General features: G+C 61.4%; 14 protein-coding genes. 10 read left to right on the top strand and 4 right to left on the bottom strand.

The window, feature by feature from the left end; all coding sequences use genetic code 11:
* The first annotated feature begins 2 nt into the window (after nt 1-2).
* From HBO10_RS26930 to HBO10_RS26905, 6 genes are all read left to right on the top strand, one after another.
* Nucleotides 3-1,142 carry an ABC transporter substrate-binding protein gene (locus tag HBO10_RS26930; protein WP_034127116.1) on the top strand — a complete coding sequence of 380 codons (1,140 nt, stop codon included), beginning with the start codon at nt 3-5 and terminating at the stop codon, nt 1,140-1,142.
* Nucleotides 1,139-2,173 carry an iron ABC transporter permease gene (locus HBO10_RS26925; RefSeq protein ID WP_034127115.1) on the top strand — a complete coding sequence of 345 codons (1,035 nt, stop codon included), beginning with the start codon at nt 1,139-1,141 and terminating at the stop codon, nt 2,171-2,173. Before HBO10_RS26930 ends, HBO10_RS26925 begins: the two co-directional genes overlap by 4 nt.
* On the top strand, nt 2,167-2,922 hold the full coding sequence (locus HBO10_RS26920) for an ABC transporter ATP-binding protein (RefSeq protein WP_034127114.1): 756 nt from the start codon (nt 2,167-2,169) through the stop codon (nt 2,920-2,922). Before HBO10_RS26925 ends, HBO10_RS26920 begins: the two co-directional genes overlap by 7 nt.
* Before the next feature lie 822 nt (nt 2,923-3,744).
* Nucleotides 3,745-4,203 carry a (2Fe-2S)-binding protein gene (locus HBO10_RS26915; protein ID WP_014718046.1) on the top strand — a complete coding sequence of 153 codons (459 nt, stop codon included), beginning with the start codon at nt 3,745-3,747 and terminating at the stop codon, nt 4,201-4,203.
* Nucleotides 4,203-6,440, top strand: a complete 2,238-nt coding sequence (locus tag HBO10_RS26910; RefSeq protein WP_034127113.1) for a molybdopterin cofactor-binding domain-containing protein — start codon at nt 4,203-4,205, stop codon at nt 6,438-6,440. Before HBO10_RS26915 ends, HBO10_RS26910 begins: the two co-directional genes overlap by 1 nt.
* A 16-nt stretch (nt 6,441-6,456) precedes the next feature.
* Complete coding sequence (locus tag HBO10_RS26905) at nt 6,457-7,797, top strand: cytochrome c (protein WP_034127112.1); 1,341 nt, start codon at nt 6,457-6,459, stop codon at nt 7,795-7,797.
* A gap of 150 nt (nt 7,798-7,947) precedes the next feature.
* Here the strand turns inward: HBO10_RS26905 and HBO10_RS26900 are convergent, their stop codons facing one another.
* Nucleotides 7,948-8,097 (bottom strand): hypothetical protein, encoded by a 150-nt coding sequence (locus HBO10_RS26900; RefSeq protein WP_164919367.1) that lies wholly within the window; start codon nt 8,095-8,097, stop codon nt 7,948-7,950.
* A 135-nt stretch (nt 8,098-8,232) separates the two neighbouring features.
* A complete protein-coding gene (locus HBO10_RS26895) occupies nt 8,233-8,676 on the bottom strand; it encodes a YetF domain-containing protein (RefSeq protein ID WP_034127111.1) in 444 nt (147 codons plus the stop codon).
* 234 nt (nt 8,677-8,910) lie between these two features.
* Between HBO10_RS26895 and HBO10_RS26890 the strand changes: the two genes are divergently transcribed.
* Nucleotides 8,911-9,147 carry a hypothetical protein gene (locus tag HBO10_RS26890; protein ID WP_034127110.1) on the top strand — a complete coding sequence of 79 codons (237 nt, stop codon included), beginning with the start codon at nt 8,911-8,913 and terminating at the stop codon, nt 9,145-9,147.
* Nucleotides 9,148-9,156: 9 nt separating this feature from the next.
* Here HBO10_RS26890 and HBO10_RS26885 read toward each other — a convergent pair whose 3' ends face one another.
* Nucleotides 9,157-9,990, bottom strand: a complete 834-nt coding sequence (locus HBO10_RS26885; protein WP_034127109.1) for a DNA/RNA non-specific endonuclease — start codon at nt 9,988-9,990, stop codon at nt 9,157-9,159.
* 267 nt (nt 9,991-10,257) lie between these two features.
* On the opposite strand from HBO10_RS26885, the gene HBO10_RS26880 reads away from it, so the two are divergent.
* Complete coding sequence (locus HBO10_RS26880) at nt 10,258-10,713, top strand: GNAT family N-acetyltransferase (protein ID WP_034127108.1); 456 nt, start codon at nt 10,258-10,260, stop codon at nt 10,711-10,713.
* A 23-nt stretch (nt 10,714-10,736) separates the two neighbouring features.
* Nucleotides 10,737-11,063 carry a hypothetical protein gene (locus HBO10_RS31130; RefSeq protein ID WP_196251067.1) on the top strand — a complete coding sequence of 109 codons (327 nt, stop codon included), beginning with the start codon at nt 10,737-10,739 and terminating at the stop codon, nt 11,061-11,063.
* Between the two features lie 27 nt (nt 11,064-11,090).
* Here HBO10_RS31130 and HBO10_RS26870 read toward each other — a convergent pair whose 3' ends face one another.
* Complete coding sequence (locus HBO10_RS26870) at nt 11,091-12,614, bottom strand: sensor domain-containing diguanylate cyclase (protein WP_034127107.1); 1,524 nt, start codon at nt 12,612-12,614, stop codon at nt 11,091-11,093.
* Between the two features lie 418 nt (nt 12,615-13,032).
* Here HBO10_RS26870 and HBO10_RS26865 point away from each other — a divergent pair, with 418 nt between their 5' ends.
* Nucleotides 13,033-13,209 carry a general stress protein gene (locus tag HBO10_RS26865; protein ID WP_003190478.1) on the top strand — a complete coding sequence of 59 codons (177 nt, stop codon included), beginning with the start codon at nt 13,033-13,035 and terminating at the stop codon, nt 13,207-13,209.
* The last annotated feature ends 134 nt before the right edge of the window (nt 13,210-13,343 follow it).

Here is a 13,343-nt window from a genome sequence, read left to right as displayed (position 1 = left end):
TCATGATCTGCATTGTTCGACGTTGCCACCTTCTAGCGGCGCTGCTGTTCACCGGGTTGTTGGGGGCTAGCCTGCCGAGCATGGCGGCGCTGACCACCGTCACCGATCTGCTTGGGCGCCAGGTCAAGGTCAACCTGCCGGTGCAGCGGGTGATTCTTGGCGAGGGCCGCCAGCTGTACCTGGTGGCGGCGCTGGACACGCAAAACCCGATTGAACGGATCGTTGGCTGGCGCAAGGACCTGATCCAGTCCGACCCAGACACCTATAACGCTTACCTGCGCAAGTTTCCCGCCATCGCCAAGATCCCCACCTTCGGCGGCTTTGAAGACGGCACCTTCGATATCGAGCAGGCCATCTCGCAACGCCCCGACGTGATCATCCTCAATATCGAGGCGCAACATGCCACCGAGGATGCGCGCTATATCGAGAAGCTCGATGCCTTGGGCATCCCGGTGGTGTACGTGGACTTTCGCAACCAGCCGATGACCAACACCGAGCCGACCATGCGCCTGTTCGGCCGGTTGTTCGGCAAAGAACAGCGGGCCGAGGATTTCATTGCGTTTCGCAACCAGCAGATCCGCCGCGTGACCGACGTGATTGCGGCGCAGCAACCGGCGCGACCGTCCGTGTTTATCGAGCGGATCGGTGGCTACACCGATGACTGCTGCCTGAGTTTTGGCAATGAAAATTTCGGCCTGTTCGTGCAGATAGCCGGCGGCGACAACATCGCCAAAGGCATTATTCCCACCACCTTTGGCCAGTTGAACCCCGAACAGGTGATCGTGGCCAACCCCGACCAGGTCGTTGTCACCAGCGCCAACTGGGAGGCGTTTGCCCCCGGCGGGCATTGGGTTGGCGTGGGGCCGGGTGCCGACATGGCCCAGGCCCGAGCCAAGCTGGCGTGGTACACCCAGCGCCCTGCCTATGCCGGCATCAAGGCCCAGGGCCCGCAAGCCTTCCACGCCATCTGGCATCAGTTCTACAACAGCCCGTATCAGTTCGTGGCGATCCAGCAACTGGCCAAGTGGTTTCACCCCGACCTGTTTGCCGACCTGGACCCGGACGCCGCGTTTCGTGAATTGCACGAACGCTTCCTGCCGGTGCCTTACGAGCCGGGTTACTTCGTGAGCCTCAAGCCATGAGCGCCCCGACCTACCGCAGCCTTGTCGTGCGCAAACGCCTGATTCTGGTTGCCCTGGCGTTGCTGTTGCTGTGCAGCGTGCTGCTCGACCTGGCGCTGGGCCCGGCGCGCTACAGCCTGGGCGAAGTGCTCGGCGCGCTGCTCTCGCCGGACAGCGCCGCGCCGCAAGTGCGTGTGGTGATGTGGGATATTCGCCTGCCCGTCGCACTGATGGCGGTCGCTGTCGGCGCGGCGCTCTCTCTGGCCGGGGCGCAGATGCAGACCATCCTCAATAACCCGCTGGCCAGCCCCTTCACCCTGGGCATTTCTGCCGCCGCCAGTTTCGGTGCGGCCATGGGCCTGGCGTTCGGGGTGGCGTTGTTTCCGCTGGCGGCGCAGTACATGGTGCCGGTCAACGCGTTCATCATGGCGATGCTCTCGGCGCTGCTGATCCACTTCCTGAGCCTGCGCCGTGGGGTGACGGCCGAAACCATTGTGCTGCTGGGCATTGCCCTGGTCTTTACCTTCAACGCGCTGCTGGCGCTGGTGCAGTTTTTTGCCACCGAACAAGCCGTGGCAGCCGTGGTGTTCTGGACCATGGGCAGCCTGACCAAAGCCACCTGGCCCAAGCTTGGGGTGATCTGCCTGATCATCCTGATCACCCTGCCGATTTTCGCCAAGCGCGCCTGGGCCCTCACCGCCCTGCGCCTGGGTGACGACAAGGCCGCCAGCTTCGGCATCAACGTGCGCAGCCTGCGCTTTCAAACGCTGATCATGGTCAGCCTGCTCGCCTCATTCCCGGTCGCCTTTGTCGGCAGCATCGGCTTTATCGGCCTGGTGGGCCCGCACATCGCGCGCATGTTGATCGGCGAGGACCAGCGCTTCTTCCTGCCCGCCTCGCTGTTGACCGGTGCGTTGATTCTGTCGGCCAGCTCAGTGGTCAGCAAAACCCTGATTCCGGGGGCGATTTTCCCAATAGGTGTGGTTACGTCACTGATCGGCGTGCCGTTCTTTATATCCCTGATCCTGGGCGGGAAGAAAAACTCATGGTAAGTCTCCAGTTGAAAGACCTCGGCGCCCGCTACGGCCAGCGCACCATCATCCGCGGCGTGAGCACCGCAGCTTTTGTCGGCGGCCAGGTGGTGGCGGTGGTCGGGCCCAACGCTGCCGGTAAATCCACCCTGTTCAAGCGCATGGCCGGGCTGCTTGACGGGCCAGGCGAGGTGCTGCTGCAAGGCTCGCAAAAAGGTGCACAAGCCATCAGCTACATGCCCCAAGGACTGAACGCCAGCGCCCGGTTGACGGTGTACGAATCGGTGCTGCTGGCGCGCAAACAACTGACGCCGGGGTGGGTGGTACAAGACGACGAGTTGAACTTGGTCGACGAAATGCTCAGTGCCCTGGGCATCACCGGCCTGGCCTTTCGCAACCTCGGTGAACTCAGCGGCGGCCAACAACAGCTGGTGTCCATCGCCCAGACGCTGGTACGCGAACCCGACGTGCTGCTGATGGACGAACCCACCAGCGCCCTCGATATGCATCGCCAAGTACAAGTACTGGACTTCATGCGCACCCTGGCGCGCAAACGCGAAGTGATTGTGTTTATCGCACTGCATGACCTGAACCAGGCACTGCGCTTTGCCGACCAGGTGCTGGTCATCGCCGACGGCACAGCCCAGGGCAGCGGGCCGAGCCATGCGGTGATCAACGAAGCGATGCTGCGTGAGGTTTACCAGGTACAGGCACGCATCGAGCGCTGCAGCCGGGGGCAGGCGCATATTTTGATTGATGGAGTTGTGTGAATAGGCCATGCGAAGCCTGGGTATCCACGATGCGAAGCGAGCCGCTGTTGATCTTGCTCTTGATCTGCTCTTGATCTTGATCTCAAGCGCCCCGTTAAACCACGCTGGCCGAACGCAGGCTTGAATTCGTGGGTAACCCGGCAGGACGCCGGGTTAGCCGCCCCGCGCCATGGATGGCGCGTGGCGGCGGCCCACGGATTCAAGCCTGCGTTCGGGCACACCGAGCCCAAGCGAGGTGCCGAGTGGTGGGGCAAGAGCGTTTTGCTTACTTTTGCGCTTTTCAAAAGTGAGCCGCCGTCAGGGCGGAACCCTAAGTGGCCGTTACCGCAGCAATGGATATGTACTCGGTATAACAGCGTCGACTGTCAGGCCGCCATCGCAGGCAAGCCAGCTCCCACAGCTGGATTGTTGGGGTGTCAGGTAGATAAGCGTCGGCTGTCAGGCCGTCATCGCAGGCAAGCCAGCTCCCACAGTTGGATCGTTGGGGTGTCAGGTAGATAGGCGTCGGCTGTCAGGGCGTCATCGCAGGCAAGCCAGCTCCCACAGAGGATCGCCGTCTATCAGCCAAAATCTCGGATCAGCCACTGCTTCTATCGCTCAATCCTCGCGAATACTTGCCTGATCCTCCGACTTATCGCCTACCGGGATAGATACCCCTTGCGCCGTGGTCTAGAGTCCAACCATGCGCGCGTGGCCAAGATGAAACCGGTTCTCAACCCCGCCGCCATAACCCGTCGCCCATGAGCGACACCAGGGCATGCCACCGCGCACGCCCCTGATAAGAAAAAGCACCACCAACCGATGATCAGCAGGTGAGCCCGCATGGAATTACGTATCAACCAAAAGGCCTATCAGGTCGATGCCGAAGCCGACACCCCGTTATTGTGGGTGATCCGTGACAACCTGGGCATGACCGGCACCAAATACGGCTGCGGCCTGGCCCAGTGCGGCGCCTGTTCGGTGCTGGTGGACGGCAATGTGGTGCGCGCCTGCGTGACGCCTGTGGCGGGCGTGGTCGGTCGCGAGATCACCACCATCGAGGCCGTGGAGGCCGATGACGTGGGCAAGCGTGTGGTGGCGGCCTGGGTCGAACATCAAGTAGCGCAATGCGGTTACTGCCAGTCCGGGCAGGTGATGGCGGCCACCGCGCTGCTCAAACATACCCCCGCGCCGACCAAGGCGCAGATCGACGCGGCGATGGTCAACCTCTGCCGTTGCGGCACCTACAACGCGATCCATGCCGCCATGGATGCCTTGGCCGCCGGGAAGGAGACCGCCTGATGAACACCACCGAGATCATTCCCGGCGTTACCCTGGGCGAACCGATCAACCTGTCCCGTCGCCGCTTCCTGGCCAGCACCGCGGTGGGCGCGCTGGTGATCGGCTTCGGCTTGCCGCTGGGCACCTCCCGCGTGCAAGCCGCGACCGGCGCGGCCGCTGAGCGTGGAACCCAGGTACCCGCCTTCCTGGAGATTCGCCCAGACGGCAGCGTGCGCCTGCTAAGCCCCTTCATGGAAGGCGGCCAAGGTACCCACACCGCCATGGCGCAGATCGTCGGTGAAGAATTGGATGCCGACCCGGCCACGTTCATCGTCGAAGCGGCCCCGCCCGGCGAAGCCTACGTGGTGATGGAAAATGGCATGCGCATCACCGGCGGCAGCATGTCGGTGCGCATGAGCTACCCGACCATGCGGCGCCTCGGCGCCCTCGCCCGCGCGATGCTGATGCAGGCCGGCGCCGAGCAACTGCGCGTACCGCTCAGCGAGCTGACCACACAGCCCGGTCGCGTGGTGCACGCCGCTTCCGGTCGCTCCCTGGGCTACGGCGAATTGGCAGGTGCCGCCCTGGATATGCCGGTGCCCGACCCGGCCAGCATCACCCTGCGCGACCCGAGCCAGTTCCGCTGGATCGGCAAGCCGGTCAAGCGCCTGGATGCCTATGACAAATCCACCGGCAAGGCGCAGTACACCATCGACCTGAAAATCGACGGCATGCTCCATGCCGCCGTCCAGCATGCGCCACGCCTGGGCATGACCGTGGGCAGCCTGCGCAACCAGGCGCAGGTGCAAGCCATGAAAGGCGTGCATTCGGTTCACACCCTGCCCGGCGCCGTAGCTGTGGTAGCTGAACGTTGGTGGCATGCCAAGCGGGCCGTCGAAGCCGTCCAGGTGGAGTGGCTTGAAGCCGCCGCCGACTCCACCGTGCGGGCCATGCCAGCGGATTTCTCCAGCGACAAGTACCGCGACTTCCTCGCCGCCCAGCAGGGCCCGGCCCGCGATGACGAAAACGAAGGCGATGTGGCCGGCGCACTGGCCAGCGCCAAGACCCGCGTCGAAGCCACCTACCACAACCAGTACCTCAACCATGCCCAGTTGGAACCGCCTTCAGCCCTGGCACGCTTTAACCCCGACGGCACGCTGGAGGTGTGGCTGCCTAACCAGGCGCCGGATATGTTCCGTGCCGACATTGCCAAGCGCACCGGTCTGAGCATTGAGCAAGTCACCCTGCACTCGCCGCTGCTGGGCGGCTTTTTCGGCCGGCATTTCCTGTATGACTCGGCAAATCCTTACCCGCAAGCCATCGCGTTGGCAAAGGCGGTGGGCCGGCCGATCAAGCTGATCTGGAGCCGTGAAGAAGAATTCGTGCGCGATGTATTGCGCCCGGTCGCCGTGGTCAAGTTCCGCGCCGCGCTGGATGACAAAGGCCTGCCCGTCGCCATCGAAGCGGTCAGCGCCACCGAAGGCCCCACCGAAGCCATCGCCGGCAAACAGGGCGACGCCATCGACCCTACTGCCCTGGAAGGGTTGTCGGGCAAGAGCTACGCAATACCCAACAAACGCATCGCACAGATTTACGTCAAAGGCCCGGCCATGCTCGGTTATTGGCGCTCGGTGGGTAACTCGCTCAATGACTTTTTCTACGAAGCCTTCCTGGACGAACTGGCCGATAAAGGCGGCCATGATCCCTATGAACTGCGCCTGCACCTGCTGCGCGACAACCCGCGCCTGACCACCCTGCTGCAAGCGGCCGCCGAGCTGTCTGGCGGTTGGAAGCGTGGGCCCTACACCGCCGAAGACGGCACCCGCCGTGCACGCGGCGTAGCCATGGCCTCGCCGTTTGGCTCCCATGCAGCGGTGGTGGCCGAGGTGTCGATCGAGAACGGCCAGGTCAAGGTTCATCACATCTGGGAAGCGATTGACCCGGGCAGCATCGTCAACCCGGCGATTGTGCAAGCGCAGGTCAACGGTGCCGTGGCCTTGGGCCTGTCGCAAACCTTGTTGGAGGAGGCGGTATACGTGGATGGCAAGCCAAGGGCGCGCAACTACGACCTTTATCCGGTGCTGCCGCCTTCGCGTATGGCGCAGGTACACGTGAAGATCGTCGAAAGCGGAGAAAAAATGGGCGGTATCGGCGAACCGCCGTTGCCGGCTGTGGCCCCGGCCGTGGCGAATGCCGTGGCGCAGCTGACCGGCCAACGCATCCGCAGTCTGCCTTTGAGCCGTTACACCTTCAGCTAACCGACAGGGAATGCCCATGAATAACCGCCGATTCGCAAGAACCGCAGGGTGGCTGGTGCTGCCCTGCGTGGTCGCCGCCGGCCTGCTGGCCTGGTACGTCACCCGCGAGCCTGCCTCGCCTTTTGAACAGCAACAGGCCACGAGTTTCGACCCCGCCTTGGTCAGTCGCGGCGAATACGTCGCGCGAGTGAGTGACTGCGTGGCCTGCCATAGCCTGGCCGGCAAGCAGCCATTCGCTGGTGGCCTGGAAATGGCCACACCGCTGGGGGCGATCCACGCCACCAACATCACCCCCGACCGCGAGCATGGTATCGGCACCTATAGCCTGGCCGACTTCGACCGCGCCGTACGCCACGGCGTAGCACCGGGTGGGCGACAACTCTACCCGGCCATGCCCTACCCGTCTTATGTGAAGCTCAGCGACGATGACATCCAGGCGCTGTACGCGTTTTTCATGAAAGGCGTGCAACCGGCCAACCAGCCTAATATCCCCAGCGACATTCCCTGGCCGCTCAACCTGCGTTGGCCCATCGCCCTGTGGAACGGTGTGTTTGCACCGACCGCGACCTATGCCGCCAAGCCCGGCCAGGACGCACTGTGGAACCGGGGCGCCTATATCGTCCAAGGCCCGGGCCACTGCGGCAGTTGCCACACGCCACGGGGGCTGGCGTTCAACGAAAAGGCCCTGGACGAATCCGGCGCGCCATTCCTGGCCGGTGCCCTGCTCGACGGCTGGTACGCCCCCAGCCTGCGCCAGGACCACAACACCGGCCTGGGGCGCTGGAGTGAGGAACAGATCGTGCAGTTCCTCAAGACCGGTCGCAACCAGCATGCCGTGGTCTATGGCTCGATGACCGAAGCCTTCAACAACTCCACGCAGTTCATGCAGGACGATGACCTGGCCGCGATCGCTCGCTACCTCAAGTCACTGCCCGGCGACCCGCAGCGTGACGGCAGCCCCTGGCAATATCAGCCGGTAACGGCGCGCTCGGATGTCCCCGGTGCTCACACGTACGCCACCCGCTGCGCCTCCTGCCATGGGCTCGACGGCAAAGGCCAACCCGACTGGATGCCGCCCCTGGCCGGCGCTACCTCGGCCCTGGCCAAGGAAGATGCGTCCGCGATCAACATCACGCTCAATGGCTCACAGCGCGTGATCACCGCCGGCCTGCCGGACGCCTACCGCATGCCAGCGTTCCGGGAGCAATTGTCCGACTCGGAAATCGCCGACGTGCTGAGCTACGTGCGCGGTACCTGGGGCAACCACGGCGGTGCGGTCGATGCGAAGGCCGTGGGCAAGTTGCGTGGGCATACCGACCCGGCGAGCAGTAGCCCGATCATCCTGCATATGCGCTGATCGGTCGCGATCAACTGTGGGAGCTGGCTTGCCTGCGAATGCATCGACTCGGTTTACCTGATGAACCGAGGTGTTTGCATCGCAGGCAAGCCAGCTCGCACATTTGGGCGATGAGCATTCAGGTAGATAAGCGTCGGCTACAAGGCCGCGCTATTTGTTTTCGTCCGCCTTGCCTTCCTGCATCTGCACCGACGACTGGGTGCCACTGTTGTTGTCTTTAGTGGCGTTGTCGGCGTTGTCAAAACAGCCGTGCAGCATGAATGCGCTGCACAGGCCCAGGCACATATAAAGCTTCTTCATGAAGGTTCACCTGCTGGCGAGTGAGTGATATCCGCGTGACGACAGCAACATTCGTCCGCCCATGATCTATCTGTCTGGTACAGAGGCGCGTGCGTTCAAAAAACAGACCCTTGGCTGACGAATGGGGGCCGCGTATCAATCAAACGGGATCACCGAGATCTTGCCGTTGCGCTCAAGAATCGCGAAGCGGATCTGCTTGAGCTCGACAAGCCCTTGGGTGGACCGGGCCGCCTCAAGAATGTCACCCTCGTCCAGCCGCGCATGCTTGAGCCGTTTATGCAGCACCTGGCCCTGCTCGACCAGCACCGTCGGCCCGCCATCGAGCACCCGCGCGAACCAGGCTGAACGCTGCTTGGCCAGCGAGAAGCCAATGTCGATGGCAATCAGGGTAGCGATGACCAGCACGGCGTTGGTCATTGAGAAATCTTCGCCCAGCAACGCCTGCTGGGTGGCTTCGCCGATGACCATCAACAAAACCAGGTCAAAGGTGGTGAGCTCGGCCAGCGTGCGCCTGCCGGCAACTTTGAACAGCACCAGCAGCACCAGGTAAATCGCCACAGCCCGCAGTACAGAGTCCATGGTTGCCCCTCGGAACAGTGAATGGGAAACGACCGATTCATACGGATTAGGTGAGCACCGTGCCGCTCAGGTTCATTCTTTCAACGTGCCCCGGCCACCATCTAAAAAGATGATAGTTTCAGCGCAACTGAATCGTTGAAATGATCGAAATTTCGACAGCAACCCAGTTGATACCGGGGCGTTGGCAGCGGGTCACAGCTCTATATCGATCACGCTGAAGAAGGAACCCCTGTCATGAACGACTCACAACGCGCCTGGGAACTGGCCATGGTGCTGATTGCCAACGGCCGGATCCCCTTCGACCCCGCCAACCCGAGCGGTTCGGTGAAAATCCTGAACAAGCATTTGCAAGCGCTGGAAGCAGCGCTGCATGAACAGGCAAGCACCGGCACGCCGCTCACAGAGATCAGCACCCGTGAGCGCCTGGGCAAGAACAACAGCCGCAGGCCCTCGTTGGTGTGTGCCGAATAGGCGTCAGACTTAGGTTCGGCTACAGCCGATCCGACTCGGCAACTGGCCCTGCCTGGCCTTCAGCGTGGTTTGCATCGCTTGCGGCAAGGTGCTCCAGAACGTCAGCCCCGAGCGCTCTTCGATGTGATCCACGGTGACCTGGTAATCGCAGAAGTCTGCGCCCTTGGGGGTTTCCTGGTTCATCACGAATGAGGCGTACAGACCCGTTTCCGGCGAACTGCCGACCACGATGATTTTCCAATATCCACTCGGGATGGTGTGTACTTTGTTCGTACCCGGCAACGAGCCCACAAAATGCTCATACAGCGGCCCGGTGGCCACATACACCTGATCGACGCCTGGCTCCTTGCTGAGAGTGCGCTCCTGGTCTTCCAGACGCGCCCACGGCCCCTGGTTGAGCTCGGCCTTTTGCGGGGTAATGTTCGACAGGTAGTTGAGCGTTTGCCAGTCGGCCACCCCGGCCATTGACGCCAGGTTGGCCTGATGCCCACGGTCGATTTTGAGCGCGACGTTGGCGCCGTTGTAATCCACCGGGTCCAGGGTTTCCCCGGCTGGAATATCCGGATCGGTGCGCCAGTCACGGGAACGCCCGCTGGCCGCGGTGGCTTTAGTGATCTTATAGGACACCCAATTGGCAAACTTGGTCGAACCGTTGTTGTTCAACGTGTAGGCCTGGCGGTTCAACGTCACTGGGCTGCCGCCGGTGGGGCAGCCAACCGCGCAGTTATCGAACTGCAAGGGTGGCGCAGGGAGGACGGCGGATTGGCGTGTGGGCGTGGTACAGGCGGCAATCAACGGGATCAACGAAAACGCCAGGTACTTGAACGATGTGCTTCCTTGCATGGTGTTACTCCTTGGGATGTATCTGTTAAAAGACTGAATGGCCTCGGCCGATGCGCTTCCTGCGCAAGTCGAGATAACCATTGGAACACATAAACATTTCTAAACAACGACTGCAATCAGGCCAACAAACGTAAACCCTTCGCGCCCCATAACTGTGCTATCCATAACGCCGCCCTCTAGCGGGCGATAGCATCGCGTCATCAATGCACAAGGGACTGTCATCAAGCACGTGGGGGCAAATGTCTAAACAGAGGATGCTCCACGACCATGGCTGAATACCTTCTGCCTCCCGCTGCTCCACACTGGCTGATCCGCCAAGCCATCCCCGACGATGTGCATGCCTTGGTCGCACTGGATGCCTACGCAACCGAGCATGCCAGCCGTCGTGTGTTTATCTATGATGCCGTGGTTCGCCAGCAATGCCTGGTAGCCGCCAACGCTAACGTGTGCGCCGGCTACCTGGTGCTCACCCACGATTTTTTCAACCATGGGTTTATAGCGCTGGTGGTGGTTTCACCGCTGTACCAACGCCAAGGCGTCGCCCTTCGTCTGCTGGCAGCGGCCGAAGCGGCCTGCAAGACGCCCAAGCTGTTCGCGTCGACCAATGCCTCCAACGGCGCGTCCCAGGCCCTGCTGACGAAAGCCGGCTTTATTCCCAGCGGGCAGATCGAGAATCTGGACGATAACGACCCTGAACGTGTGTACGTCAGGTTCATTCGCTGACGATACCTTTTGTAGGAGCGAGCTTGCTCGCGAAACACTCACAGGCGCCGCGCTTATTCAGGGAGCACGCGTTATCGTTGAGGTTTTTCGCGAGCAAGCTCGCTCCTACAGAAAGCAGAACGCCATCTGCGCTACGCAGGAACCTTTTCTCGAATGCACAATCTGTGGTTCACCCTTTTGAACCGATCGAGACCCTGCGCATGCTTGTGAAAAAAGCCGTCCTCTGCCTGGCACTGCTAAGTGCCGGCTTCATCGCAGGCTATGCGGCCAAACCCACCCCGCAGCTGCAAGTCACCGCTGGCCAACTGATGGAGTGCGGCGAACTCATGATCCCGACGCTTGGGATGTGAGCCGCGCATACCCAGGTAAAAGCCGTTTCAGCCGCCCGAAGCCACGTGCGCAGGATGCACGTTGAACCCATTGCGCCCAGCCGCCTTCGCACCGTAAAGCGCTGCATCGGCCGCCTCGACCAAACCCAACACCGGCTCCAGCCGTGAGCCCATGCCCGTCGCAACGCCGATACTCACACTCACGCGCCCGAAGGGGCTGCCTGGGTGTGTGATGTTCTCCTGCTGTAGGCGCGAAAGAATGCGTTGCGCGACCACCGCAGCGCCTGCACTGTCAGTCGCGGGCATGATGAGCGCCATTTCTTCTCCGCCATAGCGCGCCACCAGGTCCGACGGGCGCCGCACGCACGTTTCCAATAACGTGCTGACTGCCTGCAAGCACGCATCTCCCGCGACGTGACCAAAGGCATCGTTGAAGCGTTTGAAATGGTCGATATCGATCATCAGCAATGCCAGTGACGTACCCTCGCGCTGCGCCCGGCGCGCTTCCACCGCCAGCGTTTCGTCAAAACAGCGGCGGTTGGCGAGGCCGGTCAGCGCATCCTTTTTCGCTAATAGCGCCAATTGCCGATTGGAGTCGAGCAACTGTTGCTGGGCGACACGCAACGCCTCTTCCGCCGCCGTACGCCTGCGGATATCCAGGATCAGAAACCAGCCGATCAGCCCCGTCAGCCCCAACAGCCCCACCACCACGACCGCTGACAGTGCCGCCTCGATGCGCCACGCCGCAAGGGCTTCGTGCTTGCCCAACGCGACCGTGGTGATCAGCGGCAGGGTTTCGCTCTTGCGAAAGGCATAGAGCCGCTCTACGCCGTCCAGGCTGGAGGTATAGGCCGCAGTGCCCACAGGCTGGTCGACCAGGTACTTGGAATAAATAGGCGAGGTGGAGAAGTTGCGGCCCATGTCCTGCTCGCGGAACGGGTAACGCACCAGTAACGTGCCGTCGGCGTAGGACAGGCCGATGGCGCCCTCCTGGCCCACATCGAGTTTGCCGAATACCCGCAGAAAGTTTTCCACCCCCAGGGTCACGGCGACCACGCCAGCGAAGTTGCCGGCCGCGTCGTTGAAACGGCGGCTGATGGTCACCACCCATTCATGGTTGGCGCGGCTTTGAATCGGCGGGCCAATAAAAGGTTCAGCGCTCGGATCGTCGCGATGGTGGATGAAATAGGCCCGATCACTGCTATTGGCGCCCTCCGGAATCGCACGATTGGAAGACAGCAGCCACCGGCCCTGATGATCATAAATGGTGATGCCGCTGAGCTGCGGCATCAGCGGCTGCTGTAGGTTGATCAGCGTGCTGATTCGCTGGATTTGCACAGGGCCACTGCCTTCGGTTTCCAGGCGCTCAACCAGCCCCAGCAACAGCAACGAGCTTTGCCGCACGATGCCTTCGGTATAGGTGTTAAGGGCCTGGGTCAGGTTCAAGCCATGCACATCCACTTCCGCCAGCGCACGGTCGCGGGAAGACAGGACTTTCCAAATCGTCAGCGAAGTCAGGGAACAGCCGATCACCAACAGCAACAGCATCACAAGACGGGTATCACGCTTCACGTCAGCACCTTAAGGAAGTCCGGTTTCCGTTCCAGCCATCATTCGAACGTCGGTACTCACAGGGGCAACCGGTTCCAGAGTGCCAGCATACAAGCAGTCTGTGCGGGCTGCAGCAACAGAGTGTGCGGCTGAGCGCCGGCCAGAGTAGCCAGCGCCTTTAATGACCACTATCAAGCAGTTTATTGAATGCTAAACAAACCGTTAAGGTCGCCATTAATTCAATATCAATCGACGCAGAAAAACTTATACGAAGTGGCACTTCCTGAGCCTAGCTGTACAAGTTTCATCTACCACTCTACCGTTCATCGCCCTTTTTAAAAAATTTCAAAACATCTGCGCACTTGCCCCTATCAGAAAAGATGTCCGTTGCATAAACGGGCAACTAGCGAAACGACATTTCAAAACTGGGAGTATTGTTATGACGACGAGCAATAAAAACCCTGGAAACTTTGCCAATGATCGCGAAAAAGCATCACAGGCGGGAAAGAAAGGTGGACAGGCCTCTGGCGGCAACTTCGCCAACGACCGCGAGAAAGCCTCGGAAGCCGGGCGTAAAGGCGGCCAGAACAGTCATGGTGGTGGACGTAAGTCCTGACCACACGGGCAGTACCGCTGTTCCGTTCGTTAACAAAGGGCATTCATCATGCGTGCGTCCATTGATAATCAGCGCGGCGAGCCAGCTCGCAGGCCGATTGTAGAAGTGCAAACTAAAGCAAGGACTGGCCTGCG

Source organism: Pseudomonas sp. WS 5503 (assembly GCF_012985385.1).
Classification (GTDB): Bacteria; Pseudomonadota; Gammaproteobacteria; order Pseudomonadales; family Pseudomonadaceae; genus Aquipseudomonas; species Aquipseudomonas paracarnis.
The sequence above is the reverse complement of the archived record's forward strand: the minus strand, read 5'-3'. Positions and strand labels throughout refer to the sequence as shown.

Coding starts and splice junctions, on each gene's coding strand:
- HBO10_RS26930 (WP_034127116.1), top strand. CDS start 3: ATGATCTGCATTGTTCGACGTTGCCACCTTCTAGCGGCGCTGCTGTTC.
- HBO10_RS26925 (WP_034127115.1), top strand. CDS start 1,139: ATGAGCGCCCCGACCTACCGCAGCCTTGTCGTGCGCAAACGCCTGATT.
- HBO10_RS26920 (WP_034127114.1), top strand. CDS start 2,167: ATGGTAAGTCTCCAGTTGAAAGACCTCGGCGCCCGCTACGGCCAGCGC.
- HBO10_RS26915 (WP_014718046.1), top strand. CDS start 3,745: ATGGAATTACGTATCAACCAAAAGGCCTATCAGGTCGATGCCGAAGCC.
- HBO10_RS26910 (WP_034127113.1), top strand. CDS start 4,203: ATGAACACCACCGAGATCATTCCCGGCGTTACCCTGGGCGAACCGATC.
- HBO10_RS26905 (WP_034127112.1), top strand. CDS start 6,457: ATGAATAACCGCCGATTCGCAAGAACCGCAGGGTGGCTGGTGCTGCCC.
- HBO10_RS26900 (WP_164919367.1), bottom strand. CDS start 8,097: ATGAAGAAGCTTTATATGTGCCTGGGCCTGTGCAGCGCATTCATGCTG.
- HBO10_RS26895 (WP_034127111.1), bottom strand. CDS start 8,676: ATGGACTCTGTACTGCGGGCTGTGGCGATTTACCTGGTGCTGCTGGTG.
- HBO10_RS26890 (WP_034127110.1), top strand. CDS start 8,911: ATGAACGACTCACAACGCGCCTGGGAACTGGCCATGGTGCTGATTGCC.
- HBO10_RS26885 (WP_034127109.1), bottom strand. CDS start 9,990: ATGCAAGGAAGCACATCGTTCAAGTACCTGGCGTTTTCGTTGATCCCG.
- HBO10_RS26880 (WP_034127108.1), top strand. CDS start 10,258: ATGGCTGAATACCTTCTGCCTCCCGCTGCTCCACACTGGCTGATCCGC.
- HBO10_RS26865 (WP_003190478.1), top strand. CDS start 13,033: ATGACGACGAGCAATAAAAACCCTGGAAACTTTGCCAATGATCGCGAA.